Below are 25,827 nucleotides of genomic sequence, written 5' to 3' on the forward strand. Positions count from 1 at the left end.
CCCCTGTCGCCCGCGGGCCTCACCGCGCGACCTGCCCGACCGCCATCGTGGCCACCGCCTCGAGGGCGGTGTCGACGAGCTCCTCGTATTCCTCCACCGGGCCTCCGGTGGGGTCGTGCAGGTCGCGCGCCTGGATCTGCGACCACCGATCGCGGCGGATCACACCCCACTCCACGGCGATCTCGCGCAGCGGGCGGCCACCGATGGGCGTGGCCCCGAAGCTGGTGACGAGCTCGACGGCTTCGTGGATGGTGAACGAGAGGGAGTCGGTGCCCGGGGCGACGATGCCCATCTGGCCGCGGATGTCGCGGGTGGCGGTGAGGATCAGGTCCGCGGCGCCGAGCAGACGACGCTTCACCGCTCGGGGGCGGTGGTCGCGCAGGTCGCGGGCCACCGCGTCGATGCCGCGTCGACGGACGACCTCGACGAGCTGGGGGTCGGCGCCGGAGCGCGCGGGCAGCGCGTGGGTGCCGGCGGATCCGACCACCAGACCGGGGACGTTCTGGCGGAGCAGGCTCGCCACGAGAGGGCTGCGGGTGTGGTTGGCCCGGCAGACGACGAGCAGTTGGTCACTGCGCACGGGGGATCCTTCTACGGGGTGCGTGCCTCGTCGACCGCCTCGGCGGCGGCCGACCCTCCAGTTTCATCCGAACGGACCTCGTCGTCCGCACCGGCGACCCCCCGCCGATCACGCCGACCCGACCGGCCGCGCGCATCCGTGCTCCTATTGTCGCGGCCGCTGCGCGCCGCGCGGGTCCGGGTCCGCTCCTCGGCCTTCGAGCCGCCCGTCTTGCGGGCGTCCTCCTTGGCCCGTGCCCGGGCGATGCGGCGGGCCCGGCGTCCGGCCCGACCGGTGGACGCCGCCTCGTCGCCGTAGGCCTGCCCGTACCCCTGACCGCGGCCGTAGCCGTAGCCGTAGCCGGCGCCGGCGAGCTTGCTGCGCACGCGGTTGAGCACGACGCCCAGCACACGGCCGCCGACGTCGTCGATCATCGTGAGCGCCTGCACGGCCGCCTCGCGCGCCACGCGGTCGAGGCCGAGCACGAACAGCGCGCCGTCGGAGCTCTGGATCAGCGTCAGCGCATCGGCGACGGGCAGCACCGGCGGGCAGTCGAGGATGATGAAGTCGTAGTCCTGGCGAGCGCGCTGGATCAGCATCTGCATGCGCTCGGTGGCAAGCAGCTCGCTGGGGTTGGGCACGAGCCCACCCGAGGCGAGCACGTCGATGCCGTCGACGCGGTGCAGGGTGGCGCCGAGCAGGTCGGGCTCGACGAGCACCTCGGTGAGGCCCGGCTGGTCCGACACCTCGAAGGCCAGCGCGCCCCGCGGACGACGCAGGTCGACGTCCACGTAGAGCACTCGCGAGCCCTCGCTGCCCAGCGCGACGGCGAGGTTCACGGCCACCGAGGTCTTGCCCTCGGCGGGCACGCTGCTCGTCACCGCCACGACCTGCGGCGGGTTGTCGAGGTCGGAGAAGCGCAGGCTGGCGCGCACCTGGCGGATCCGCTCGGCGCTGAGGGACTGCGGGCTCTGCGAGACGACACGTCGCTGGGTGGCCATCGAGACGTCGAACGGGATGATGCCGAGCACCGGCGCCGTGACTCCCTCGCGGGCGTCGGTGACGCTGCGGAAGCGGGTGTCGGTGACCTCGCGCAACGCCGAGACCAGCAGGCCCAGCAGCAGACCGAAGCCGAAGCCGAGCGCGTAGTTGCGCGACGGCACCGGCGACACCGGGCTGCCCGAGGCCACCGCCTCCCGCGTGACCGCGGTGGTGACCGACGGCAGCGTGGTGCCCGAGCCGAGCGCCTCGAGACGGTTGATGATCGTGCCGAGGTTGCGGGCGATCGAGTTGGCCACGTCGGCGGCCAGGTCCGCGTCGGGGTCGGTGACGGTGACGTTGATCAGGAAGGTCGCCGGCTCGATGGCCGCCTCCACGCTCTGCGCCACCGGCGCCCCCTCGGGCAGGCCGAGGTCGGCGCGCACCAGGCGGAAGACCTCCTGCGAGGTGGTCAGCGCGACGTAGGAGAGCATCCGGCCCGCGACGCTGGAGTTGGACGACAGCGGGTTGGCCGCGTCGGCGGTGCGGTCGGAGGCCGAGACGAAGATCTGCGAGGTGCTCGAGTACTCCTTGACGGCTGCGCGCGTCAGCAGCACCGACACGGCCACGCCGAGCACGATGCACACGAGCACGCGCAGCAGGTGGCGGCGAAGCAGCTGGAGAATTCGGCGGTAGTCCACGAGTACTTTCCTGTTCGCTGCGACGGAGCCTCAGGCTACCGTCCGCAGGGGGTCGGGGGGCGGGGTCGGGCGCGATCCGGTCAGGGCGCTCGCCCGCGGGTCAGCCGGGCCGTCAGGTCGGCCAGGTCGCCCGCCGTCGCGGAGTCCGACCCGTCCGAGGTGTCCGGCAGCGGCTCGCGCGTGCCGTCGTCGAGGTTGATGATCGCCAGCCCGTGCTCGCGCATCGCGCCCACGACGCTCGACTTGTCCATCACGTCGGCGGGGATGTCGACCGCACCCCAGCGGCAGGCCTGCAGCCACCGGCTCACCTCCGGTGCCTCGAGGTAGCCGAGCGAGCACACCCGCGACGAGCGGGCCTCGCCCCCCAGCTCTCCCGCCCCGAGGTCGAGGATGGGGGTGTCGGGCGCGAGGCCTTCGGTGCCGGGGGCGTGGTCGAGCAGGGCGCTGATGACGGCGGTGCGCTGCGCGGCCGCACCGAACACCGCGATCGCGTCGCGGCGCGCCACGTCGGAGGGCACCTTGACGATGTTGGACGGCGTGGGGACGAGGTCGGCGTCCACACCGGGGAGGCCCTGCTGCCAGCGGCGGCAGTTGACGATGACGTGGTCGGCGGCGCGCAGCGCCAGGCGCAGCACCGCGCGCTGCGCCCAGGCCCGCAGCCCCGCCGGCGAGCGGCGACGCGCGGGCTGGTCCCACCCCTCGTGGACGACGACCGTCAGCGACGCCATGCGCCTCCGGGCGCGGCGCAGCATCAGCGCGAACACCAGCGGCACGCCGATCGGGCGCAGGTGCGCCAGGCCGTAGGCCGACCAGTTCACGACGACGTCGTCGCCCGGTCGCACCGCGGCGAAGGCTCGACGCAGCGGCGCCGCGGTCTCCGTGACGCCGGGGGCCGGCGGTGCGGGGCGGAGGCGGGCGGCCCCCGGCGCCCGCAGGGGCGCCACCGCGACCGCGCGTCCCTGGCCGGCCGCCTCGCGGGCCACCAGCCGCGCCTGGTCGACGACGCCGTGCGCACTCGTCGCTCCGCACGGCGCGAGGAGGTGCAGCCTTCCCGGCCCGTTCGTCGACGCGGTGCTCGGCGCATCACCCCGCGGGCCCTCCCCGGGACCGATCGCGTCGCCGAGGGCGCGCCAGAAGGCGTCGGCACCGAAGGGCGCAGCGTCGAAGGAGTCGGCGGGCACGTCTCCCCCATCGACCGGTGAGGCCCCCGGCGCAAGCAGATCGGCCACCTCGGCGGCCACCGCCTCCGCCACTGCCTCCGCCACCGCCTCGGGTTCGCGGACGACGCGCCGCACCCGGCCCGCGGGGAGTCGGGCGAGCAGCTCGTCGGCGCCCCCGCCACCGGCCGACACGAGGATCGCGCCGGCGGCGGCCGCCTCGACCAGCACGAGCCCGAACGGCTCGTCGCGGCTGAGGTGGAGCACCACGTCGGCTGCCCGCATCCAGGCCGCCCCGTCGGGCTGCTGGCCGACCACGCGCACGCGATCGGGCTCGGAGCACCGGGCGATCGCCGCCTCCACGCGGGCCGCGTAGGCGGGCTCGGTGGGCACCGGCCCACCGACGAGCACCAGCGTCGTCCCGGCCGGCCACCTCTCGCTCGCGGCCGCCTCCACCGCGAGGTGCACGCCCTTCCACTCCTGCCAGCGCGACACGAGCACCACCCAGGGGCCGGGGTGCTCGGCGCGCACCTCCGCCGCAGCCGTCGGGACGGCCGTCGGGGTCAGCGAGGCGGCGGGCAGGGCCGGCGGCACGACGGTCACCGGCACGCCGCGCCAGGTCTCGCGGCAGCTCGTCGCCACCCACTCGCTGCAGGCGAGCACGAGGTCGGTCGGCACGCGGGCGGCCCAGCCGTCGAAGCTGCGCGCACCGCGCCCGGCGGCGGGCCCGTGCTGGTAGACGACGTGCCGCACGCCCGCCCCGTGCCGGGAGCGGGCCGTCCCGAGGCCGGCGAGGCGCGCGGCCGGCCCGGCCACGAACGCCGCCTTGGTCATCCACGACAGCACCACGTCGGAGCGCTCGCGCCGCAGCAGCAGCGCGAGCCCGCCGACGGCGCGGGCGAGGCTGCGGGCATCGCTCACCCGGGTGAGCGGCACGAGCTCGACCCGCACCCCGGCGGCGCGCAGGTGGTCGGCGAGGTCGCCGTCCTCGAGCAGGACGACGCACCCCAGCGCCGCGCGCAACCCCGGCGACTCGCACGCCGCCAGCAGCGCGCGCTCGGCGCCGCCGAGGAGACGCCCGGTCGGCATCACGATGGTGAGTCTCACCGCAGCCTCCCGACGCTGTCCCACGCGCTGCGCAGGGCGGCGACCGCCCTGGCCGGGCTGAAGTCGACGGCGCGCTCGCGGGCCTGCGCGCCGAGGGCCGACGCCAGCGCCGGGTCGCCCAGCACGTGGCGCAGCGCCGCGGCCATCGCCTCGACGTCGCCGGGTGGCACGAGCAGGCCGTCCACGCCGTCGGTGATCACCTCGGCCGGGCCGCCGGCGCCGGTGGCGATCACGGGCAGGCCCGCGGCCATCGCCTCGACCACGACCATGCCGAAGGGCTCGGCGATCGTGGAGGCGTGCACGGCCACGCCCCAGGTGGCGCGCTCGGCGCCGAGGTCGTCGCAGTGGCCGAGCCAGTCGATGCGCTCGGCGATGCCCAGCTCGGCGGCGAGCGCCTCGAGGGAGTCCTGCACGGGCTGCTCGTTGAAGAGCGGCGCACCGGCGACCCGCACGCGCAGGCCGGCCAGACCCGGGGCGTCGTCCTCGAGGAGGGAGGCGACCGCGCGCAGGAGCACCGCGTGGCCCTTCCAGTCCGCGATGCGTCCCGCCATGCCGATCACCGGCGCCCCCGGGGCGATCGCCCGCGGCTGGGCGGGGATCGGCGAGTAGCTCACCGTGCGCGTCATCCGGTGGCCGGGCACGGTGGTGAGCGTGGAGTGGCTGTTGGCCACCACGCCCTGCGGCACGGCGTACGCGAGCAGGCGCAGGAGCCGGGCGCCGAGGCGGGAGAAGTAGGACTCCTCGATGCGGTCGCGGGCGTGCCAGATCGCGGGGAGCCCGGCGGCGCGGGCGGCGAGGCCGCCGTACACCCAGGCCTTCGCGGTGTTCACGTGCACCACGTCGGGCGCGAGCTCGCGCAGGCGGGCGCGCAGGCGGACGACGTCGACGAGCATGCCGACGGCCACGTGGCGCAGGGCGCGCACGCCGCCGGCGCGCGTCATGCCGGCGGTGCTGGCCGACAGCGGGCGGATCTCGACGGTGGCGCCGGCCGCGCGCCAGCGCTCGACCATCGGGCCGCCCTCGCCGCAGATCAGGTGGATCGCCACCTCGCCGGCGGCCTCGGCGATCACCCGCTCCATGGCGATCTCGGCGCCCGAGGGCTTGGCGCTGTGGTTGAGCACCACGACCTGGGTGACCCGGTCGCCGGCGGCGGCGGCCGCCCGCTCCTCGGCGCCGTCGACGTGGGCGGCCCACGAGAAGGTCTCCGCGTGGGCGCGGGCGAGCGTGCCGATCGAGGGCTCGGCAGCGAGGCGCGCCCGCATCCGACGCAGGGCGGCCGCCAGCGAGGCCGGATCGCCCGGAGCGGCGAACTCGTGGGCTCCGCTGCCCTCGAGGGCGTCGACCAGCCCGCCCTGCTCGGAGGCCACCACGGGCGTGCCGGTGGCGAGGGACTCCAGCGAGATGAGCCCGAAACCCTCCAGCGCGGTGGTGGGCACGACGCTGAGGTCGGCGGCGCGGTAGGCCAGCACGAGGTCGTCGTCGCTGAGGCGGCCCGCGAACGTCACGGTGTCGTCGAGCCCCAGCCGCGCCACCTGCGCCCGCAGCGCGGGCTCCTCCGGCCCGGTGCCCACGATGAGGAGCCGGCGACGGCCGAGGGGGTCGTCGTCCGCGAGACTCGCCCAGGCGTCGAGCAGCACGTCGTGGCCCATCCGGCGCACGAGCCGGCGCACGCACACCACGATCCGGTCGGCGTCGTCGAGCCCGAGGGCGGCGCGGGCCCGCCGGCGGGCCGCTGCGGCCGTCTCTCCGCCCTCAGCCGGGGTGAACCGGTCGAGGTCGACGCCGAGGGGGCACACCTGCACCCGACCGGGGTGCACGCCGTACTCGGCCACGAGCAGCTCGGCGAACGCGCTGCTGGCCACCATGATCGAGCGGCAGCGACGCAGCACGTAGCCCTCCACGCGCTTCTTGGCCGCCACGCGCAGGGTCGCCTGGCCGAGCACCGACGACTCGCCGGCCCACGGCCCGTGCCAGAACATCACCATCGGCGGGCGTCGTCGCCCCAGCACCGCCAGCGCGGTGAGCGCGAAGTGCACCTGGACGACGGCCGCCGACCGCAGCTCGCGACGCGCCCGCCTGCGCAGCGCCCACAGGCGCCGCGGCAGCGCGGCCCGGCCCGGGGGCACCGGGCTCAGGCCTGCCACGTCGGTGCGCTCGCCCCAGGCGAGCACGCTGCCGGGCAGGCCGCGGCGGTGCCGCTCGCGCGCCGTCTCGGCCACGACGCGGTTGAGTCCGCCGTCGCGCGTCTCGGGGACCTCGAGCCCCACCACGACCGACACCACGCCGTCGACCGACCCGTCGACCAGCCCGTCTACCGGCCCGACGACCGGCTCGGCGGGCGGGTGCGGGCGGGGGACGGTGCTCGGCTCGGTCACGGCTCACTCGCCTCCGCGGCCGCACACCGACGGCAGGACGTCGGCGCTGGCGCCCGGCTCGATCGACGGCGTCGTGCGCAGGTCGGTCGGCGCGGTCTGGCCGGGCCCGGAGAACGCCGCCCACGAGAGGTCGATGCTCTGGCCGGGGCTGAGCGTGAGGTACGACATCGCCACGGGGCGGCCGTCGTCCAGCACGTCGATGGTCTCCGAGGCCACGCCGTCGACCGAGTAGGAGGAGATGCGTCCGCCCTGCGGGCCGAAGAGGCGCAGCGTCACGATCTGGCCGCCCGGAGGCGCGCCGTCGTTGCCACCGCCGGTCACGAAGCGCGGCAGCCGCGCGGCGTCGCGCGGGGCGATCGAGCGCACCCGGGCGCGCACGGTGTAGGCCTGGCGGTCGTCGCGGCACGACGTGGCCAGCGCGGTGGCGTCGAAGCGCAGGAAGTACGACATCTTCGAGCCGGTCGTGTCGTTGACGGTGAGGTCGAGCTGCGGGCGCCCCGTGCCGGCGGTCGCGGTCATCGGGTCGCCGCCGATGGTGGAGGCGGCCAGGGTCTCGTCGGTCGCCTCGTCGAAGGAGTGGACGACGAGCCGCCGCTCGCGCACCGCACGGCCGAGCGCGGAGAACGCCGCCTTCGGATCGCCGAAACCGGCGCTGAAGCGGTCGAAGGTCTGCTGGGCCACCCGGGCGAAGAAGGCGTCCTGGTCGGCCGCGCGCGGCAGTCGCAGGTAGGTGCGGTGCAGCAGCTCGTCGACCACGTTGTCGCCCGTGAGGCGGAGGTCGTCGACCGTGATGGAGCCGGTGGCGTCGAGCAGGTACGACACCGCCACGGCGTCCACGAGGACGACGCCGTCGACCGGGCTGGCGGGGAAGCGCTGGTTCCACCGGGCCCGCATGAGGTCGGCCGCGCGCGGCACGTCGGGCGTCATGTTCGCGTCGAGGAAGTACTGGCCCACGATGTCGGAGTAGAGGCTCCGCTCGGCGCTGCTCAGCGGCAGCACCGGACGATCGACGCCGCCGAACGAGCCGCCGCTCACCTGCTGGCGCAGACTCACCCGGCCGTCGGCGGCCTGGAGGTACGACACGGAGCCGGGGAGGCCGCCGGTGGCGCGCACCTCCGCGTTGTTCTGGAACACGAGCAGGTAGTGGCGCGTGCCGTCGCCGCCCAGCATGGCGGGCAGCACGCGGGTGGCGACCTCGGCCGAGCGCAGCCCGGTGGCGGCGTCGTCCACGCGGTCGCGGAACTCGACGAACTGGCTCTGCAGCTGCGCCACGTAGCCGGAGGGCTGCTCGCCGTCGAGCAGCGCCCGGGCCTCGGCGAAGGCCTCCTCGGCCTGCGCCACCGGGCCGGCGATGCGCTGCACCACCGCGAGGTCGACGCCGCCCTTGCTCGGCAGCACGGCGTCGAGCTGGCCGGCGGTCTCGATCATCGGGCCGACGCCGCGCCGGGCGAGCACGTCGAGGGCAGCGCTGGTGGCCTGCACGCCGGAGGCGTCATCACCCACGACGGGCAGGTGGGTGAGCACCTTCCAGGTGGGGGTCGAGGTGCGCTCGGCAGCAGCCGCGGACGACGCCCGCAGCGCCGCGATGCGCGGGTCGTCCGCGCTCACCGTGGCGTCGCCGGCCAGGGCGTCCTGCAGGGCGCGGCCCTGGTCGACGGCCTCTCGCAGGTCGCGCACGACCTGCCACGCCTGCCAGCCGGCCCACGCACCGCCGAGCACGACGACGACCGCGAGGCCGACGAGCGTGAGCCGGAGGACGCGGAAGCGATGCATGGTGGTCTCGCCTGACGGTTCGGGACCGCACCCGGACGACCGAGGGTCGGCGGGAGGGCCGTGCGGACGGGGGCACGAGGACGTGGCGCGGACGCAGTGTGGTGGCTGCGAGTGTCACCCGGGTGTCCCGCGGGTGTCGCCGCGGGGCCGAAGCGGCCGGTCCGGGCGGATCAGGACGCGCGGGAAGGACGCAGGGCCTCGGAGGTTCGTCCCGAGGCCCTGCGTGGCGAAGCAGTGCGACCCTGGGGTCGCGGTCGCCCGGCGGGTCAGTAGACCCGGACGCGCACCGGCTTGGAGATGCTGGAGGCGAACACGGTGTCGCCGCCGCGGTACTGGATGCGGCAGCTCCAGAAGGTGCGGGTGACGAGCGTCGGGCCGGCCACGCGCTGCACGCCCGTGGTGTAGCGGACGCCGGGGCCGACACGGGTGACGGTGCGGCCCTTGATGATGGTGCGGCACACGACGCGCAGGGCACCGCCGGTCACGCGGCCGTTGCCGGCCTGCTGGGTGACGCGGCCGCGCAGCACGACGACGCCGGACGACGGGATGTTCCGCTTGGCCACGATGGCCGTGCGGGTGGGCACGGAGCCCTGGTACGGGCCGGGAGCGGCCTCGGCGGGCACGGCGGTCAGGCCGGCCAGAACGGTGACGGCGGCGACGAGCGCCAGTGCCATCTTCTTCATGTGGTCCCCTCACGATGGAGCCGGCAGCGGGCGGTTCGCTGCCGACGGTGTCCGGGGCCCCATCCCCGGCTACGTCGCGAAGCATCGCACGTTCCGGGGGGCGACGAGGCCGATCGGACGAATCGCAAGAAAATGAAATCCTTTGTTCACGCGCCGGTCCCGCTCGGACGCACCGCCCGGGTGGCGCAGGTCACGCCGAGTGGGCCCGCTGCGCCCGGGCGTGCGCCTCGCGCACGAGATCGACGACCGAGCGACCGTTGGCCCGCGGGCCGGCCGCGGCCTGGCGCTCGATCCACGTCGCGGCGTCGAGGGCGTCCGAGGCCAGGCGACGCAGCTCGGCGGCGCCCAGGTCTCCCGCCCACCCGCCGGTCGTCGCGTCCTCCGCGATGGACGCCGAGTAGCCGGCGTCCCCGTCGGCCTCCTCCGCGGGCACTCCCCCCTCCCCCGTGCGCTCGACCCAGTAGGTGCGCAGCAGGCCGAAGCGCGGCCCCTCGTGCACGCGCGCGTCGGGATCGTCGCCGGCGTGCTCGGCCGCCGGGGTCACGCACCACGAGGGGCAGCGGGTGGGCGTCGTCTCGGGATCGCTCATGCCGCACTGATCGGCCACTCGTCGTCCGATCTGATGCGCGCCGACCGCCCCGGGGCCCGGCTACGGTCACCCCGCTAGGATCGGCAGCACTATGGAAGCCGGCTTCGCACCCGCCATCAACATCGCCGAGGCGGTGTTCAACATGAGCGTGTTCTGGGTGTTCCTCGTGGTGAAGATCTTCGCCTTCGTCACGGCGGTCACCTACTCCAACGAGGCCTACGAGGCGGCGAGCAAGCAGAACAAGGCCACCTGGTGCGCCATCCTCGGCATCGGCATGGTGCTGCAGTTCTTCCCGCTGCTCAGCATCATCAACCTGGCCTTCATCGTGGCCGCCTTCGTGTTCCTGGCCGACGTGCGCCCGGCGATCGCCAGCCTCCGCCGCCGCTGAGCCGAACTTCTCCCATCCGGTCCTCGGGGCCGCTCCGAAACGTGTCCGACACACCTCGGACACCCCGGTTAAGCGGATGCGGCCGAGGTCACAGTCGTTTTTACCGAGCGTTTCGCTAAAGCGTCATCGCGGCCTGCCGACGAGCCTTAGATTGGTGGCTCACCCCCACCGGCGCACTGCTGCCCCGGCCCTCCAGCTCCCAGGAACGGCCACCTGAATGACCACCACTGCTGACGTTTTCCGCCAGACGGCGACGACGACTGCCGGAGCGTTCCGCTCCTCCGCCACCGTGGCGCGCAGCCGCGCGCTCCGCTACCTGCCGGCGACGGCTCTGCTGCTCGACCTGGTGCTCATCCTCGCTGCGATGGGTGTCGCGATCGCCGGTCGCCGGGCCCTCCCGATCTTCGACACCTGGGCCGACGTCTCCGGCTCGCTCACCATCGCCGCGCCGCTCATCGCGCTCGGATGGCTGGCCGTGCTGGCCGTCTCCAGCGCCTACGAGCAGGAGAACTTCGGCGCCGGCACCGACGAGTACCGCCGCGTGCTCAACGCGACGCTGATCGCGGCGGCCCTCACCGGCATCGGCTGCTACCTGGCGCAGTACGAGCTCTCGCGCGGCTTCTTCGTACTGCTCTTCGCCACCGGCGCTCCGATGCTGCTCGGCGGACGACGCGTGCTGCGCGCGCAGCTGCACTCGGCGCGCCGCCGCGGGTTCCTCCAGCGTCGCGTGCTCATCGCCGGCAGCCGCGCCCACGTCGACGAGCTCGCCATGGTGCTGGGCCGTGAGGACTGGCTGGGCTACAACGTGGTCGGCGCCGTCACCCCCGCCTACGACCTGAGCGAGACCACCGCCTCGGGCATCCCGGTGCTGGGCGACACCGACGACATCACCCGCTCGGTCATCCGCCACGACGCCGACATGCTGTTCGTGGCCGGCGGGGCCATCGCCTCCTCCGAGCAGATGCGCCGCGTGTTCTGGGAGCTCGAGGCCCGCTCCGTCTCCGTGGTCGTCGCCCCGAGCCTCAGCGAGGTCTCCACCGAGCGCATCGCGGTGCGCCCGGTCGGCGGCCTGCCGCTGATGCACATCGAGCCGCCCACGTGGACCAACGCCGCCCGCTGGGGCAAGCGCACCTTCGACTTCGTCTTCGCCCTCGGTCTGGTCGTCGCCCTGTCGCCCGTCATGCTCGCGATCGCGCTGTGGATCAAGCTGCACGACGGCGGCCCGATCCTGTTCCGCCAGGCGCGTGCCGGACTGCACGGCGAGACCTTCTCCTGCCTCAAGTTCCGCACCATGGTGGTCGACGCCGAGGCGCGGCTGGCCGAGCTCAAGGCCGCCGCAGGTGTCGACGGCATGCTCTTCAAGATGAAGGACGACCCTCGCGTCACGCGACCGGGGCGCTTCCTGCGCCGGCTCTCGCTCGACGAGCTGCCCCAGTTGTTCAACGTGCTGCGCAGCGAGATGAGCCTCGTGGGCCCGCGCCCCCCGCTGCCCTCGGAGGTCGCGCAGTACAACAACGACGCCACCCGCCGTCTGCACGTGCGCCCCGGCATGACCGGGCTCTGGCAGGTGTCGGGTCGCTCCGACCTCACCTGGGACGAGGCGATCCGCCTCGACCTCTACTACGTCGACAACTGGTCGATGGTCGCCGACCTCGCGATCCTCTTCCGCACCGTCGGCGCGGTCTTCGCCAGCCGCGGGGCCTACTGACCCCCGGCCCGTCCGCTCACCACCGCTTCAGGTCCCCTCTGCCGATCCCGATCGGCGGAGGGGACCTGCATCTGAGAGGTTCGCGCACCATTTCTTCTCGACCTGCAGCACCCGGCCGGATCCGGTCGGACGTGCGGATAGCGTGCTCCCCGTGCCCGGCCTGATCGTCCACGAGTGGGTCGAGGCGACCGGCGGCGCCGAGCGCGTCGTCGACGCCTGGGCCGAGATGTACCCCGATGCCGAGATCGGCTGCCTGTGGGCCGACGCCCCTGAGCGCTACGCCGGACGCCGGATCCGCGAGTCGTGGCTCGCGCGCACGCCGCTGCGCCGACACAAGGGACTCGCCGTGCTCGTGATGTGGCTGATCTGGCGGCGTTGGAAGGTGGCCGGCTACGACTGGATCCTGGTCAGCTCGCACTCCTTCGCCCACCACATCGCCAAGGCCGGGCGGCGCCACGGCGTGCCCGTGTACGTCTACGTCCACACACCGGCGCGCTACCTGTGGGCGCCCGAGCTGGACCCGCGGGCCGGCGGTCGTGCCGGGCGGCTGCTGGCCGGCATCTTCCGACGCATCGACCGCCTCGGCGTCGACGCCAGCGCGCACTACGTGGCCAACAGCCGCTTCATCGCCGAGCGCTGCCGACTGGCCTGGGGCGTGGAGCCCGAGGTCATCTACCCGCCGGTCGACCGGCCGGGCGACCCCGACGTCCTCGATGAGCCCGAGACGGCGATCGTCGCGGGCCTCCCCTCCGACTACGTCGTCGCAGTGTCGCGCTTCGCACCGCAGAAGCGTCTCGACCTCGCCCTCGAGTTCGCCACCCACGCGCAGCGGCCCCTCGTCCTCTGCGGCCGGGGCCCCGAGGAGGACGCCCTGCGCCAGCGGGCCGCCGAGCTGGGCACGGACGTCACCTTCGTGATCTCACCGTCCGACAACCTGATGGCCCGACTGATCCGCGACGGCGAGGCCTTCGTCTTCCCGCCCGTGGAGGACTTCGGCATCATCCCGGTCGAGGCGCAGCTGCTCGGCTGCCCGGCGATCGTCAACGAGGAGGGCGGCGCCGCCGAGAGCCTGCAGGCCACCGGCGGCGGCGCCACGCTCGACTTCGACGCCCTGGACGCCGCGGGCTGCACGAGCGCGCTCGAGCGGGCCCGGGCCGCGACGTCAACGCCCGAGCAGGTGGCCGAGGTGGTGGCGCGAGCCGAGGAGAGCTTCGGAACAGCGGTCTTCGCCGACCGGGTGGCCGCCTGGATGGGCCAGCCCGCCAGCTGAGGCCGCGAACCTCCGCTCCTGGACGACGACGGCCCCGTCACCTTCGCGGTGACGGGGCCGTCGTGCTGCGGGGGCGGAGAGCCTCAGGCGGAAGCCTTCTTGGCCGGGGCCTTCTTGGCGGCCGGAGCCTTCTTCGCCGGCGCCTTCTTGGCAGGAGCCTTCTTCGCGGTGGTCTTCTTGGCCGGGGCCTTCTTCGCCGGCGCCTTCTTGGCAGGAGCCTTCTTGGCGGCGGTCTTGCGCACCGTGGTGGCGGCCTCGTCGGCAGCCTCGGCGGTAGCGGAGGCGGCCTTCTTGACGGCCTGCTTGGCGGCCGGGGCGGGGGCCTCGCCGGAGCGGAACTTCACCACGACGCCCTCGCCGCGCTTGGCGAGGTCGCCGTAGAGGCCCACCACGGTGGCGAGGCTCTCGTCGTAGGTGGCCTTGGCGTCGGCCTGGAGCTCGGCCACGCGGGCCTCGGCCTTGGCGCGACGGTCGGCGACGGCGCTGACGGCCTTCTCCTGCAGCGCCTTGGGCTGCGGCACCTCGAAGGAGGTGACGGTGCTCTGCACCTCGGCGACGCGGTTCTGCACGCCGGCCACGCGGGCGTTGACGCGCGCCTGCACGTCGGCGACGTACTCGCGCACCTTCTCGACGGCGAGGTCGGTGGCGCCGACACCGGCGTAGATCGGCTTGGCGGCGGCCGGCGGGATCTCGGGGATCTCGACCTTGGAGAGGTCGACCTTCGGGATCTCGACCTTGGGCAGCTCGACCTTGGGGAGGTCGAGCGAGGGGATCTCGATCTTGGGGAGCTCGAGCTTCGGCATAGTGTGGTTCACCCTTCGTGAGCGACGGGCGAGGTGCCCGTCGCGATGGTCATCGGCGCGTCCTCCTGCGCCGCCTCGACGGCGTCGCGCACGACCCCCTCCTCCACGACAGCGACCACGTCGTCGTGGACGCCGGGCTCATCGGAGTCGGAGGTCTCGGCTGCTGCCGCGTTCAGCGCGAGGAACGATGCGTAGACATCGAGGAGCGACTGCTTCTGCCGCTCGGTGAGGACGGCATCGCTCAGGATGGCGAGCTCGACCGACCCCCCCACGCCGTCATCCGGGCTGAGGATCCCGGCCCGGATGTAGAGCTGCTCGGCGGAGATCCGCAGAGCCTTGGCGATCTGCTGGAGCACCTCAGCCGACGGCTTGCGGAGCCCACGTTCGATCTGGCTGAGGTACGGGTTGGAGACACCGGCCTCGACGGCGAGCTGCCGCAGCGACAGCGACGCGGACACGCGCTGCTCCCTGAGGTACTCACCGAGCGAGCCGACCGTCTTGCCGACCTTTCCCTTCGCCATGGTTCCCATTGTGCTAGCAAGAGTTAGCACACTCAAGCCGACGACGGGGTGAAATCCTTCACAAACCGCAGGTCAGCGGCACTGCGTACCCGCTAGCAGCCTGTTTGCAATCCCTCTCCACACGCGTGCTGGCCTAGGCTGCCGCCGTGGTGAGGTCGACGGTGGCGCCCGCGACCGGCGTCCCCCTGCCCTCGGCCGCGGTCGAGGAGCTCCGCCGACTCCTGCGGGCTGCCCTGACCGTCGACGCGGGGGCTGCGCCGGCAGCGGCGCGCGACCCGCACGTGCCCGCGGCCGAGCTGCTGGCCGCGGCGCGCCGTCACCGCGTGGAGATCGCCCTGGCACCGCACGCGGCGACGCTGGGCTGCGCGGACGCCGAGGTGGAGGCGCTCGCACGGGCGAGCCGCGCGCAGCGGGTGGCGGCGATGCGGCTGGTCGCGCAGGTGCACCAGGTGCAGGCGGCGCTCGAGGCCGCTGGCGTGCCGGCACTGTTCATCAAGGGCCCGGTGCTGGCGGCGCAGACCACGGGCGATCCCCTGGCGCGCGGCGGTGGGGACGTCGACGTGTGGGTGGCACCGAACTCGGTGGCGCGGGCCCAGGAGGCGCTGATCCCCCTCGGGTTGCAGCCGCGGGCCGCCTATCCCGTGCCGACCGAGCCGGCCGCGTGGCGGCTCATGATCGCCACGATGTACGAGACGCCTCTGATCGCTCCCGCGTGGGCCGTCGACCTGCACTGGCACCTCGACTACAACCGCGCCGGCCTGCCCTCCTTCGAGGAGGCGTGGCAGCGGCGGATCGAGGTCGACCTCCTCGGCCGCACCGTCTCGACGCTGGGGCTCGCCGACGCCCTCGACCACTCCTGCCGCCACGCGGCCAAGGACGGCCACGCCTGGCTGCGCAGCCTGCTCGACGTCCACCGCCTCGACCTCCTCACCCGGGGCACTCGGACGACGCGGACGACGCGGCGGCCGGTCACGCGGCGCACGGTCGAGGTCGCGCGCGCCCTCCTCGCCCCGGAACCGGAGCCCGCCTCAGGGCCGAGCCGAGCGCCGAGCCGCGCGGTCCGGCGGGCGGTGCGTCACCACGAGCGCGACTGGCCGCGGCGCTACCCGCTCGGCGTGGGCGAACTGGTGCACCTGGCGCAGCGGCTCGCCGGAGCCGGTTCGCTGGGCGACGTGGTCCGCGACCTCGCGCTGATAGCGCTGCCGCCGAGAGCCCTCGGCGGCGTGCGCACACGGAGCCTGCCGCTCGCTGTCGCGTGGGCGCTGTGGCTGCGCCTGCGGCGGGTGGGCCGCGGGGTCAGCCCCGAGCGGTGAGCAGGCCGCCCAGGAGGCGGGCGGCGTCCTCGCCCCGGGTGCGCTCGTCGCTGCCGTGGGCCAGGCGCCAGGCGGGCAGCTGCGCCGCCGCCGCGGCGACCGCGAAGACGCCGCCGATCGTGGCGGGGTGGACGCCGTCCATCGTGCTGCACCGCAGGAGGTGCAGGACGTCGCGCCCCTCGGCTGCCTCGAGGGTGCTGCGCTCCGCTGCGCCGTGGCTGATGACGACGACGCCGGAGAGGGTTCGGAACTCGCTGGCGCACGGCACGTCGTCGACGAGGAGCCGCCGACGCGGATCGCCCTCGATCGGCACGCCCGCCAGATCGTCGGTGGGCGGCACGGCGAAGGGCAGCGGCAGGGCGGCGACCTGCACCTCGCCGTCGTGTCGGCGGAGCGCGACGAGGTCGTCGGCCAGCGCGGTGCCGCCGGCGGCGAGCAGGCCGGCGACGGCCGTCGACTTCCCGGCACCGCTGTGGCCGAGCAGCAGCAGGACGCCGTCGGCGCTCCCGACCGCGCCGCCGTGCACCACCACGCCGGGCAGCAGCTCGCTCAGCGCGGGCAGCAGCAGCGAGTGCACACCGCGCACGACGCCGGGGGGCGGATCGAGCACGGCCACGCCGGCCCCGACGTGCGCGAGACCGCGGGGCCCTTCGATGAGCACACCGCTCCCCTGTGTCCAGATCCGATGGCGGTGGACCTCGCGGTCGGGCTCACGGTCGGGCGCCCGGAGCGCGCCGGGGCGATGGGCGATCTCCAGCTCGGGTGCGGCTCGGGTCTCGACGGCTCGGGCGAGCGAGGCGACCAGCTCGGCCTCGGCCTCGGCAGTGGCGCCCGTCAGCTGCACCGCCACGCCGGCCAACCCCACCGTCCGCGCCATTCGGACCCCCTCTTCGCGGCGCCGAGCGTACTATTCGGCTGGCCCCGACGCCGTCGGATGGCACGGCTGCACACACGGTGACGAGGAGCCCATGCCCGACCTGCTCACTGCCGAGGCAGCCCAGCTCGTGGCTCGCGCCGCGGCAGCGAACGAGTTCGTCGTGGTCGACCATCGCGTGCCGGACGACGTGATCCCCGGCCCCGCGGAGCAGGAGCGGTTGGCCGCGGAGCTGCCGAAGCACTGGGTGCGCGGCATGGATTCCGCGCCCGCCGCGGTCGCTCCGTACGGTCGCGAGCTGGGCGCGGTGCTGCCCCACCAGGTCGACCGGCCCGCGGTCACCCGGCTCTACCACGTGCACCTCTCGCCGCGCTTCCGCGCGCTCACCGATGCGGTCTACGGCCCGCTCGAGGCCGCCTGGTCGCCCACCGAGCCGTGGACGGCGCGCGACGCCGGCTTCTTCATCAGCTCCCTCGACGGCACCACGCCGGCCCACGCCGACGCGCACCACAACCTGCTCGTGCAGATCCGGGGCGCCAAGGAGATCGGCATCGCGCTCCCCGGCACCCGGGAGCACGCCGCCATCCTGGCGGCCACCTGGCCCACTCGGCGGGCCGGTCACATGCCGGCCGCCAGCGAGCGCATCGAGCTGACGGCGGGCCAGGCTCTCTACCTGCCGCCGTACGCCCTGCACTGGGTGCGCAGCACCGAGGAGTCGGTGGCCCTCTCCTGCGGCTGGAGCTCGCACGTCACCGCGCAGCTGGGTGAGGCGCATGCGGCGAACGCCACCCTCCGCAAGGTCGGCCTGCCGCCCACGGGAGTCCCCGGCCGCTGGGACGCCGCCCGCATCCGGGCAGCTGACGCCGCCCGCGCCGGCCGGCGCCGAGTGTCCAGGTTGCGCTGATCGTCTGCGGTGGGTGGCCGACCCGCCTATCGTTCTCCCCATCCGCCCCGCGCCAGGAAGGCACCCGCCATGGACTACCAGCCGCCCGCCATCACGAACGTGACCCCTGTCGGGCAGCCGCTCATCGGGCTCGCGCCGGTCGATCCCAACAACCCGGGCGGCGGCACCATCGGTTCCCCGTGATCGACCGCGCTGCCGGCGTGCTCGCGAGCGAGGTCGACGGCACCGCTGTGCTGGTCGACCCGGCCGGACGCGCCGTCATCGAGCTCAATGCGGTCGGCTCCCTCGTCTGGGGCTCCATCGACGGCACCCGTGACCTCGACGGCCTCGTCGATGTCGTCGCCGCCGCCGTGTCGACCCCGGTCGCCCGCGAGCAGATCGCAGCCGACGTCCGCACCTTCCTGGCCGCGCTGGACGAGCACGGCCTCCTCGCCGCCGGCTGAGCCGGCCGTCGTCCGAGCGCCGCGGCGCTACGACCGCTCGCCCACCAGCCGGGGCAGGACCGCCTGCAGCAGGCCGTCGATCTGATCGCCCGCCTCCTGCGCGGCGGCTCGTCCGCGCCGGTAGGGGTCGGCCACGTCGTGCTCCGGCGAGGCGCCCGCGCGGCGGTGGCCGACCGCGCGCAGCAGGGCGGCGCCGGTGACGTCGTCGTCCACCCGCGACACCGAGGCGGCGAACTGCCCGAGGGTGAACGCCTTGCGGAACGCGGTGGGCACCTCCTCGAGCACGTAGGCGCGGTGCTCGGCTTCCGCGGTGAGCACGAGGTCGGCGTCCTCGATGAGCTCGCGGGTGAGGCGGCGGCTCGCGAACGACTCGATCGACGCCTCCGCGACCCCGCGCTCGCGCAGGACCTCGGCGATCGTCGTGTCGACGCGGTGGGAGCGGAAGCCGTGGGTGCCCGCGCTGATGAACTCCACCGCATCCTGCTCGCCGGCGATCTCGCGGGCGCGCAGCTCCATGTAGGGCGAGCGGCAGATGTTGGCCGTGCAGACGAAGAGCACCCGCAGCGGACCGGGCGGATCGGCGACGGTGAGGGTCGGCCGGGGCGCCGCCTCGGCCGGCGGCGGGGTGGGGGCCACCGGGGTGGGCGCGGGGGCCGCAGCAGGTCGCGGGGTCCGACGCTGCGGCGCGCGGGCCTGCGAGGCGGGCGTCGGCGCGGAGTCGCCACCGAGATCGAGGTGCCCGCTGGCGGCGAGGGCGCGGACGACGTCCTGGAGCGCGTCGTCGATGCTGCGCCCGGTGGTGTCGACGACCACGTCGGCGTCGTCGGGCTCCTCGTACGGTGACGAGATGCCCGTGAACTCGGGGATCTCGCCGCGCCGGGCCTTGGCGTAGAGGCCCTTGCGGTCGCGGCGCTCGCACTCCTCCAGCGGCGTGGCCACGTGGACGAGGAAGAACCGACCGCCCGCCTGCTCGACCATCGCGCGCACCTGGGCGCGGGTCTCGGCGAACGGCGCGATGGGAGAGCAGACGGCGAGCCCACCGTGGCGGGCGATCTCGGCCGCCACCCAGCCGATGCGGCGGATGTTGGTCTCGCGGTCCTCCTTCGAGAACGTGAGGCCCGCCGACAGGTGGCGACGCACGACGTCGCCGTCGAGGCTGGTGACGTGGCGTCGGCCCTGCTCCAGCACGCGGTCGATGAGCGCGCGCGCCAGCGTGCTCTTGCCGCTCCCGGAGAGGCCGGTGAAGAACAGCACCAACCCCTGGTCGGCGGGCGCGGGATTCTCGTGGGCGGCGATGTCGGCGAGGGCGGGCAGCACCGCGCCGCCGGGCTCCAGCTCGACGACGGGGTCGGCCCCGGCGTACCAGGCGAGGACGCCGGCGCGCAGCGCGTCGTCGCCCGGGGAGTCGTGGTGGGTGAGCGGCACCGCGATCACCTCGGCGTCGATCAGCTCGGCCACGCGCAGCGTGCCGCGCAGGAGCCCGACCGGGCTCAGCGCGGGCGTGCCCGCGCCCACGAGCGCGGCGAGCAGCACCGGGCCGAGCTCGCGCAGCCGGTCGAGCTGGGTGTCGGTGACGAGGTCGACGACCGGCACCACGGTGCGCCCGGCGTAGCGCTCGCGCGCGACCTCGGGGCGCAGGTGCAGGTGGCGGAAGGGTCCGAACTGGGCGTGCGCGAGCGGGGCGACGTCCAGACCTCGCAGGCCCTCGGTGAGGCGGGCGAGCGGGAGGCCCTCGGGGTCGACCAGCTCGACCTGCCCGCCGTCGGCGAGGTGCCGGCGCAGGGCGTCGGGCAACTCGAGGGTGATGGGGCTGCCCGGCTCGTTGAAGCCGACGATCGGCCCTGCAGCGCCCGAGGTCAGCAGCTCGAGGTCGTCGAGCTCGCGCGGATCAGGGCAGTGCTGAGGAACCGGCGGCGTCGACACGATGGAAGCCTAGCCAGCGCACGCGGGACGTCGTCGCCCGGTGAGCGCGAGTGGGACCGCTCGCTCAGCGCGTGACGGCGAGCGCTCCCCCGGGCGCCGCGCCCGGACGGTTCTCGATGCGGAACGGCTGCTGCTTAGCAGCGGTTCGCGCAAGCGCGACGGTGAGGGTCCCTGCAGCGAGGAGCCACGTTGCTGCGAGGCCCAGGCCGATTCCGACGCCGATGTCCATCTGACCCACCTCCCTTTCACCTGTTCACACGGTAGCCACCCTGGGTTCGGTTCAGACCGTGTCTTCGGTTGGTGTGAAGTAAATCTTCTCGGCTAGCCACCCGGGACGGGGAGTCCCAGATTCCGATGCGGACGCCGTGGGGACGTGATCCGCCCCACGTCGCGCGTGCGCGCCGGCTTCAGGCGCTGGCGCGGAACCACCCGGTGGCGCGCACGAGGCGGGTGGAGGTGACACCGCCGCCGCTGCTGAATGGGCTCACCGGATCGAGGGCACCCGCGACGTCCTCGCAGGCGAAGCTGCCGGCCACGGTGGTGGCGGTGAGCTCGGTGAGCTCGACCTTGCAAGCCTGGCCGATGGAGTCGTCGAAGTACTCGTCCTTGATCGAGATGCCCATGGGGGCCGAGACCTGGCCCAGGGCGAGCGGCTTGTCGCCGTCGTCGGTGAAGGCGATGACGGCGACGCTGAGGCCGAGGGCTCCGTCGCCGAGGTCGAGGCCGATCTGCACGTTGCGGCCGGCCTTCTCGAAGGTGCCCTTGGCCACGACCTTCTCGGCGACCTCGCACTCGGCTGCGCCGGCCGACGTCGCGTAGTTGATCGCGAAGTCCGCGGTGGCGTAGGTGACCGTGCCGGTGGGCTCGGCGTAGGTGCCCGCGCTCTTCGGCGGCACGCAGGGGCTGGCGGGCGCCTTCGCCGCGGGGGGCTCGTCGTCCGAGCCGCTGCAGGCGACCAGCAGCGGAGCGGCCAGCACGATGGCGGCGAGGCGGACGCGGCGGAGGGCGAGCGGAGCCGTCATGGCCGTATCGTCGCACCCGCCGAGCCGGGCGGCGCGCACGTATCAGTCCCGGCCGTAGATGTCGCGGGTGTAGACCTTCGCGGCGACGTCCTCGAGCACGTCGGTGCGGCGGTTGGCGATGATCACGTCGGCGCGCTGCTTGAACTCCTCGAGGTCGCGCACGACCTCGGAGTTGAAGAAGGTGTCGTCGACGAGCTCGGGCTCGTAGATGATCACCGGCACGCCCTTGGCCTTGATGCGCTTCATGACGCCCTGGATCGACGACATGCGGAAGTTGTCGCTGCCGGCCTTCATGATCAGGCGGTAGACGCCGACCACGGCGGGCTTGCGGGCGAGGATGTCGGTGGCCACGAAGTCCTTCCGGGTGGTGTTGGCCTCCACGATCGCGCTGATGAGGTTCTGCGGCACGTCGCGGTAGTTGGCCTGGAGCTGCTTGGTGTCCTTCGGCAGGCAGTAGCCGCCGTAGCCGAAGCTGGGGTTGTTGTAGTGCGAGCCGATGCGCGGGTCGAGGCCGACGCCCTCGATGATCTCGGCCGTGCTGAGCCCGTGGGTGGCGGCGTAGGTGTCGAGCTCGTTGAAGTAGGCCACCCGCAGCGCCAGGTAGGTGTTGGCGAAGAGCTTGATCGCCTCGGCCTCGGTGGAGCCGGTGAAGAGCACCGGCACGTCGTCGTCCTCGGCGCCCTCGACCATGAGCTCGGCGAAGCGGTGGCCGGCGGGGGTGTCGGAGCCGACGACGATGCGCGAGGGGTGCAGGTTGTCGTAGAGGGCGCGGCCCTCGCGCAGGAACTCGGGGCTGAAGATGATCGTGGCGCCGGGGTGCGCCTCGCGCAGCCCCTGGGTGTAGCCCACCGGCACGGTCGACTTGATGACGATCGTGGCCTCGGGCGCGATCGCCAGCGCCTGCGCGGTGACGGCTTCCACGGTGGCGGTGTTGAAGTAGTTGGTGACCGGGTCGTAGTCGGTGGGCGTGGCCACCACCACGAACTCGGCGCCTTCGTAGGCGGCTTGCGGGTCGGTCGTGGCCTGCAGGGTGAGGTCGCGGGTGGCGAGGTGATCCTGCAGCTCGACGTCGATGATCGGCGACTCGCGCTTGTTGACGAGGTCGACGCGGTGCTGATCGACGTCGAGCGCCCAGACGTCGTGGTGCTGGGCGAGCACCACGGAGTTCGACAGGCCCACGTAGCCCGTGCCCACCACCGCGATCTTCATGGCCGCGAGCCTAGGCGGATTTACGCGGCCTCGGCGCAGGTTGCCGTCAGTCGTCACCTGACGTTTTCGCAGAGCGTGGCGCGCGTCACGCCCGAGCCGCCCCCGGGGCACCCAGCGCCGCACCGATCGGCAGCACGCACAGTCTCGGACCGTCGACCGGGCCGACCCAGTGGCCGCGCGCAGCAGTCGAGAGCACCACCCCGAGTCGGAACCGTGCACCGGCGCGAGCGGCGAGCGAGCGCAGCCGCATCACCTGGTGGGGGCGGTAGGCGGCGGCGGTGCGCACCTCGATGCCGATCACGCTGCCGTCGTCGAGCTCGACGAGCAGGTCGACCGCGAGGCCGTTGCGCTCGCGCAGGTGCGCGACGCGGTGCGGCACCGAACCGGCGCCCTGCTCCCCCATCAGCTCGCGCGCCACGAGCCCGTGCAGCAGGGGCTGGAGGTGGCGTCGGCCCCGCAGGTCGGTGAGCTCGTCGGCGCTCACGCCGGCCAGCCGTCGCGCCAACCCGACGTCCTCGTGGACGACGCGGGGCCGGGCGATCGCGCGGTTGGCCACGGCCGAGCGCGCCCCCGGCAACCACCGCACGAGGTCGAGCTCGGCGAGCACGTCGAGGTAGGGCGGGAGCGTGGTGGCGGGCACCCCGGCGGCGGCAGCGACGGCCGCCTGGTTGAGCTCGGCCGTCGGCGGCCGCGCGAGGGCGGTGAGCACGGCCAGCAGCCGGTCGGAGTCGACGCGGCGCAGCGGCCGGGCGGCGGCGTGCAGCCGCGCACGCAGCTCATCCATCGATTCCTCGGAGCGCCCGGCGAACAGCGCGGCGTACTGCTCGAGGTCCGGCCCTCGCACGTCGGCGGGGTCGAAGCCGCGCGAGCACAAGCGCGCGACGAGGTCGACCACCCACCCAACCTAGGCGGCGACGACCCCGCGAAGCGAGCCGAACTCGTAGATTTGTCTAGACCGATCGAGACGATCTCGTGCTGGTAGGCCCTGCATGGCACGATGAGCGGGTTTGCGCGCCTCACCGCCGGCACCCCCGCGGCGAGCCCAGCGCAGCGCGACATCCCGAGGAGAACCGCCACCTATGACGCAGACCCACAGCGACTACCGCTTGAGTCAGCTCGACCAGCTCGAGGCCGAGTCGATCCACATCTTCCGTGAGGTCGCGGCCGAGTTCGAGAAGCCGGTGCTGATGTTCTCGGGCGGCAAGGACTCCATCGTGATGATGCGTCTGGCCGAGAAGGCCTTCTACCCGGCCAAGATCCCCTTCCCGGTGCTGCAGGTCGACACCGGCTACGACTTCCCCGAGGTGCTCGCCACCCGTGACAACTGGGTGCAGCGCCTGGGCGTGAAGCTCATCGTGGCCAGCGTGGAGCAGGCCATCGCCGACGGCGTCGTGATCGACGACGGCAAGACCTCGCGCAACCGCCTGCAGATCGGCACCCTGCTCAACGCGATCGAGGAGAACGGCTTCACCGCCGCCTTCGGTGGCGGCCGCCGCGACGAGGAGAAGGCCCGCGCCAAGGAGCGCGTCTACTCCCACCGCGACGAGTTCGGCCAGTGGGACCCGAAGAACCAGCGTCCCGAGCTCTGGAGCCTCTACAACGGCCGCCTCCACGAGGGCGAGCACATGCGTATCTTCCCGATCTCGAACTGGACCGAGCTCGACATCTGGGACTACATCGGGCGCGAGGGCATCGAGATCCCCACCATCTACTTCAGCCACCAGCGCCGCGTCTTCGAGCGCGACGGCATGCTGCTCAGCGAGAGCGAGCACAACCCGCTGCGCGCCGGCGAGAGCGTCGAGGAGCGCACGGTGCGCTTCCGCACCGTCGGCGACCTCACCCTCACCGGATGCGTGGAGAGCACCGCCTCCACCATCGACCAGATCATCGACGAGGTCGCCGTGGCCCGCGTCACCGAGCGCGGCGCCACCCGTGGCGACGACCGGTTCTCCGAAGCAGCCATGGAGGACCGCAAGAAGGAGGGCTACTTCTGATGGGCACCGACACCAAGCCGATGGACCTCCTGCGCTTCGCCACCGCCGGCAGCGTGGACGACGGCAAGTCGACCCTCATCGGTCGCCTGCTGCTCGACTCCAAGTCGATCTTCGAGGACCAGCTCGAGGCCGTGGAGGCCACGAGCGAGGCCAAGGGCTACGACTACACCGACCTCGCGCTGCTCACCGACGGCCTGCGCTCCGAGCGCGAGCAGGGCATCACGATCGACGTGGCCTACCGCTACTTCGCGACCCCGAACCGCAAGTTCATCATCGCCGACACCCCGGGCCACGTGCAGTACACGCGCAACATGGTCACCGGCGCCTCCACCGCCGACCTCGGCCTCGTGCTCGTCGACGCGCGCCACGGCCTCACCGAGCAGTCGCGCCGCCACGCGGTGATCCTGTCGCTGCTGCGGGTGCCGCACCTGGTGCTGGCGATCAACAAGATGGATCTCGTCGACTACTCCCAGGAGGTCTACGCCAAGATCCAGGCCGAGTTCACCTCCTTCGCCACCAAGCTGAACGTGCCCGACCTCGAGGTCATCCCGATCTCGGCGCTGCAGGGCGACAACGTGGTGACCCGCTCGGAGAACATGAGCTGGTACTCCGGCCCCACGCTCATGCACCACCTCGAGCACGTGCACGTGGCCTCCGACCGCGACCTCATCGACGCCCGGTTCCCGGTGCAGTACGTCATCCGCCCGAAGTCCGACGACTTCCACGACTACCGCGGCTACGCCGGCCAGGTGGCCGGCGGTGTGTTCAAGCCCGGCGACGAGGTCGTCGTGCTGCCCTCGGGCATGACCTCGAAGATCGCCAAGATCGACCTCTTCGACTCCGAGATCTCCGAGGCCTTCCCGCCGATGAGCGTCACCCTCCACCTCGAGGACGACGTGGACGTCTCGCGCGGCGACATGATCGCCCGCGTCAACAACGCCCCGAACTCCACGCAGGACATCGACGCGATGGTGTGCTGGATGACCACCACTCCCCTGCAGCCCCGGCAGAAGCTAGCAATCAAGCACACCACCCGAACCGGCCGTGCGCTGGTGAAGGACATCGCCTACCGCCTCGACGTCAACACCCTGCACCGCGACCAGGCCACCAAGGAGCTCGGCGTCAACGAGATCGGCCGCGTCACCCTGAGGACGACGGTGCCCCTGCTCGTCGACGCCTACTCGCGCAACCGCACCACCGGCTCGTTCATCCTCATCGACGAAGCTACTGGCGTGACCGTCGGCGCGGGGATGATCAACGGCTGAGGCCGCCGCCTGGCGCTCAGGACCCTGCCCTTGCGGTCCTTCCTCGGCGGTGTTGCAAACTCCGAGCGGGAAAGGCCGCCGCAGTCTGACGACTTCGCCTAACCTCAGCGGTGGCACCCAGCGGAGCGCCGGTGCCGACGAGACAGCGGTTCAATGACTGCGCAACGACGCGCTCAGCCCAGATCGCCGCACAACCCCGAGTGGAAGCAACTCGCCATGGGCCCACGTGCCGTCCCAGCAGCAGTCACGGCTGGAGCCGTGCTCCGCA

At 73.5% G+C, this 25,827-nt stretch carries 23 protein-coding genes; 8 read left to right on the forward strand and 15 right to left on the reverse strand.

Annotation, left to right across the window (positions count from 1 at the left end; genetic code table 11):
* Positions 1 to 19 precede the first annotated feature (19 nt).
* The 7 genes from ACERUN_RS14170 to ACERUN_RS14200 form a co-directional block, all read right to left on the reverse strand.
* Positions 20 to 580 carry a hypothetical protein gene (locus ACERUN_RS14170; protein ID WP_370290664.1) on the reverse strand — a complete coding sequence of 187 codons (561 nt, stop codon included), beginning with the start codon at positions 578 to 580 and terminating at the stop codon, positions 20 to 22.
* 11 nt (positions 581 to 591) lie between these two features.
* Positions 592 to 2,238 carry a polysaccharide biosynthesis tyrosine autokinase gene (locus tag ACERUN_RS14175; protein ID WP_370290665.1) on the reverse strand — a complete coding sequence of 549 codons (1,647 nt, stop codon included), beginning with the start codon at positions 2,236 to 2,238 and terminating at the stop codon, positions 592 to 594.
* A gap of 80 nt (positions 2,239 to 2,318) precedes the next feature.
* Positions 2,319 to 4,502, reverse strand: coding sequence for a glycosyltransferase (locus ACERUN_RS14180; RefSeq protein WP_370290666.1), 2,184 nt, complete (start codon positions 4,500 to 4,502; stop codon positions 2,319 to 2,321).
* Complete coding sequence (locus tag ACERUN_RS14185) at positions 4,499 to 6,877, reverse strand: glycosyltransferase family 4 protein (RefSeq protein ID WP_370290667.1); 2,379 nt, start codon at positions 6,875 to 6,877, stop codon at positions 4,499 to 4,501. The genes ACERUN_RS14180 and ACERUN_RS14185 overlap by 4 nt, the downstream gene beginning before the upstream one ends.
* A gap of 3 nt (positions 6,878 to 6,880) precedes the next feature.
* The gene (locus tag ACERUN_RS14190) at positions 6,881 to 8,650 is read right to left on the reverse strand and encodes a DUF4012 domain-containing protein (RefSeq protein ID WP_370290668.1); all 1,770 of its coding nucleotides are present in this window, start codon (positions 8,648 to 8,650) and stop codon (positions 6,881 to 6,883) included.
* Positions 8,651 to 8,916: 266 nt separating this feature from the next.
* Positions 8,917 to 9,333: a hypothetical protein gene (locus tag ACERUN_RS14195; RefSeq protein ID WP_370290669.1), complete on the reverse strand. Its 417-nt coding sequence runs from the start codon at positions 9,331 to 9,333 to the stop codon at positions 8,917 to 8,919.
* Positions 9,334 to 9,523: 190 nt separating this feature from the next.
* A complete protein-coding gene (locus tag ACERUN_RS14200) occupies positions 9,524 to 9,922 on the reverse strand; it encodes a hypothetical protein (protein WP_370290670.1) in 399 nt (132 codons plus the stop codon).
* A gap of 91 nt (positions 9,923 to 10,013) precedes the next feature.
* On the opposite strand from ACERUN_RS14200, the gene ACERUN_RS14205 reads away from it, so the two are divergent.
* The 3 genes from ACERUN_RS14205 (at position 10,014) to ACERUN_RS14215 (ending at position 13,288) form a co-directional block, all read left to right on the forward strand.
* Entirely contained in the window at positions 10,014 to 10,310 is a 297-nt protein-coding gene (locus tag ACERUN_RS14205) for a DUF2516 family protein (RefSeq protein ID WP_370290671.1), read from the forward strand.
* 217 nt (positions 10,311 to 10,527) lie between these two features.
* A complete protein-coding gene (locus tag ACERUN_RS14210) occupies positions 10,528 to 12,018 on the forward strand; it encodes a sugar transferase (protein ID WP_370290672.1) in 1,491 nt (496 codons plus the stop codon).
* A gap of 151 nt (positions 12,019 to 12,169) precedes the next feature.
* Complete coding sequence (locus ACERUN_RS14215; RefSeq protein WP_370290673.1) at positions 12,170 to 13,288, forward strand: glycosyltransferase; 1,119 nt, start codon at positions 12,170 to 12,172, stop codon at positions 13,286 to 13,288.
* 83 nt (positions 13,289 to 13,371) lie between these two features.
* Here ACERUN_RS14215 and ACERUN_RS14220 read toward each other — a convergent pair whose 3' ends face one another.
* Positions 13,372 to 14,091, reverse strand: a complete 720-nt coding sequence (locus tag ACERUN_RS14220) for a hypothetical protein (RefSeq protein WP_370290674.1) — start codon at positions 14,089 to 14,091, stop codon at positions 13,372 to 13,374.
* An 8-nt stretch (positions 14,092 to 14,099) separates the two neighbouring features.
* A complete protein-coding gene (locus tag ACERUN_RS14225) occupies positions 14,100 to 14,612 on the reverse strand; it encodes a helix-turn-helix domain-containing protein (RefSeq protein ID WP_370290675.1) in 513 nt (170 codons plus the stop codon).
* 146 nt (positions 14,613 to 14,758) lie between these two features.
* On the opposite strand from ACERUN_RS14225, the gene ACERUN_RS14230 reads away from it, so the two are divergent.
* Positions 14,759 to 15,925 (forward strand): nucleotidyltransferase family protein, encoded by a 1,167-nt coding sequence (locus tag ACERUN_RS14230; protein ID WP_370290676.1) that lies wholly within the window; start codon positions 14,759 to 14,761, stop codon positions 15,923 to 15,925.
* Here ACERUN_RS14230 and ACERUN_RS14235 read toward each other — a convergent pair.
* Complete coding sequence (locus ACERUN_RS14235; RefSeq protein WP_370290677.1) at positions 15,909 to 16,802, reverse strand: hypothetical protein; 894 nt, start codon at positions 16,800 to 16,802, stop codon at positions 15,909 to 15,911. The two genes, ACERUN_RS14230 and ACERUN_RS14235, sit on opposite strands and share 17 nt — an antisense overlap.
* A 91-nt stretch (positions 16,803 to 16,893) precedes the next feature.
* On the opposite strand from ACERUN_RS14235, the gene ACERUN_RS14240 reads away from it, so the two are divergent.
* Positions 16,894 to 17,703 (forward strand): JmjC domain-containing protein, encoded by an 810-nt coding sequence (locus ACERUN_RS14240; RefSeq protein WP_370290678.1) that lies wholly within the window; start codon positions 16,894 to 16,896, stop codon positions 17,701 to 17,703.
* A gap of 179 nt (positions 17,704 to 17,882) precedes the next feature.
* Positions 17,883 to 18,146, forward strand: a complete 264-nt coding sequence (locus tag ACERUN_RS14245; protein ID WP_370290680.1) for a PqqD family protein — start codon at positions 17,883 to 17,885, stop codon at positions 18,144 to 18,146.
* Positions 18,147 to 18,173: 27 nt separating this feature from the next.
* On the opposite strand, the gene cysC is transcribed toward ACERUN_RS14245, so the two are convergent.
* The 5 genes from cysC to ACERUN_RS14270 form a co-directional block, all read right to left on the reverse strand.
* Positions 18,174 to 20,069 (reverse strand): adenylyl-sulfate kinase, encoded by a 1,896-nt coding sequence (gene cysC, locus ACERUN_RS14250; protein ID WP_370290681.1) that lies wholly within the window; start codon positions 20,067 to 20,069, stop codon positions 18,174 to 18,176.
* 64 nt (positions 20,070 to 20,133) lie between these two features.
* Positions 20,134 to 20,298 (reverse strand): hypothetical protein, encoded by a 165-nt coding sequence (locus tag ACERUN_RS14255; RefSeq protein ID WP_370290682.1) that lies wholly within the window; start codon positions 20,296 to 20,298, stop codon positions 20,134 to 20,136.
* A 178-nt stretch (positions 20,299 to 20,476) separates the two neighbouring features.
* Entirely contained in the window at positions 20,477 to 21,091 is a 615-nt protein-coding gene (locus ACERUN_RS14260) for a hypothetical protein (RefSeq protein ID WP_370290683.1), read from the reverse strand.
* A gap of 42 nt (positions 21,092 to 21,133) precedes the next feature.
* Entirely contained in the window at positions 21,134 to 22,300 is a 1,167-nt protein-coding gene (locus ACERUN_RS14265) for a nucleotide sugar dehydrogenase (RefSeq protein WP_370290684.1), read from the reverse strand.
* A gap of 85 nt (positions 22,301 to 22,385) precedes the next feature.
* Positions 22,386 to 23,195: a DUF4143 domain-containing protein gene (locus ACERUN_RS14270; RefSeq protein ID WP_370290685.1), complete on the reverse strand. Its 810-nt coding sequence runs from the start codon at positions 23,193 to 23,195 to the stop codon at positions 22,386 to 22,388.
* Positions 23,196 to 23,379: 184 nt separating this feature from the next.
* Between ACERUN_RS14270 and cysD the strand changes: the two genes are divergently transcribed.
* Together cysD and ACERUN_RS14280 are read left to right on the forward strand one after the other, a co-directional pair.
* On the forward strand, positions 23,380 to 24,294 hold the full coding sequence (gene cysD, locus ACERUN_RS14275; protein WP_370290686.1) for a sulfate adenylyltransferase subunit CysD: 915 nt from the start codon (positions 23,380 to 23,382) through the stop codon (positions 24,292 to 24,294).
* The gene (locus ACERUN_RS14280; protein ID WP_370290687.1) at positions 24,294 to 25,559 is read left to right on the forward strand and encodes a sulfate adenylyltransferase subunit 1; all 1,266 of its coding nucleotides are present in this window, start codon (positions 24,294 to 24,296) and stop codon (positions 25,557 to 25,559) included. The genes cysD and ACERUN_RS14280 overlap by 1 nt, the downstream gene beginning before the upstream one ends.
* Positions 25,560 to 25,827: the final 268 nt, after the last annotated feature.

The sequence above is a fragment of the Nocardioides sp. genome (genome assembly GCF_964229035.1).
Taxonomy (GTDB): Bacteria; Actinomycetota; Actinomycetes; order Propionibacteriales; family Nocardioidaceae; genus Nocardioides.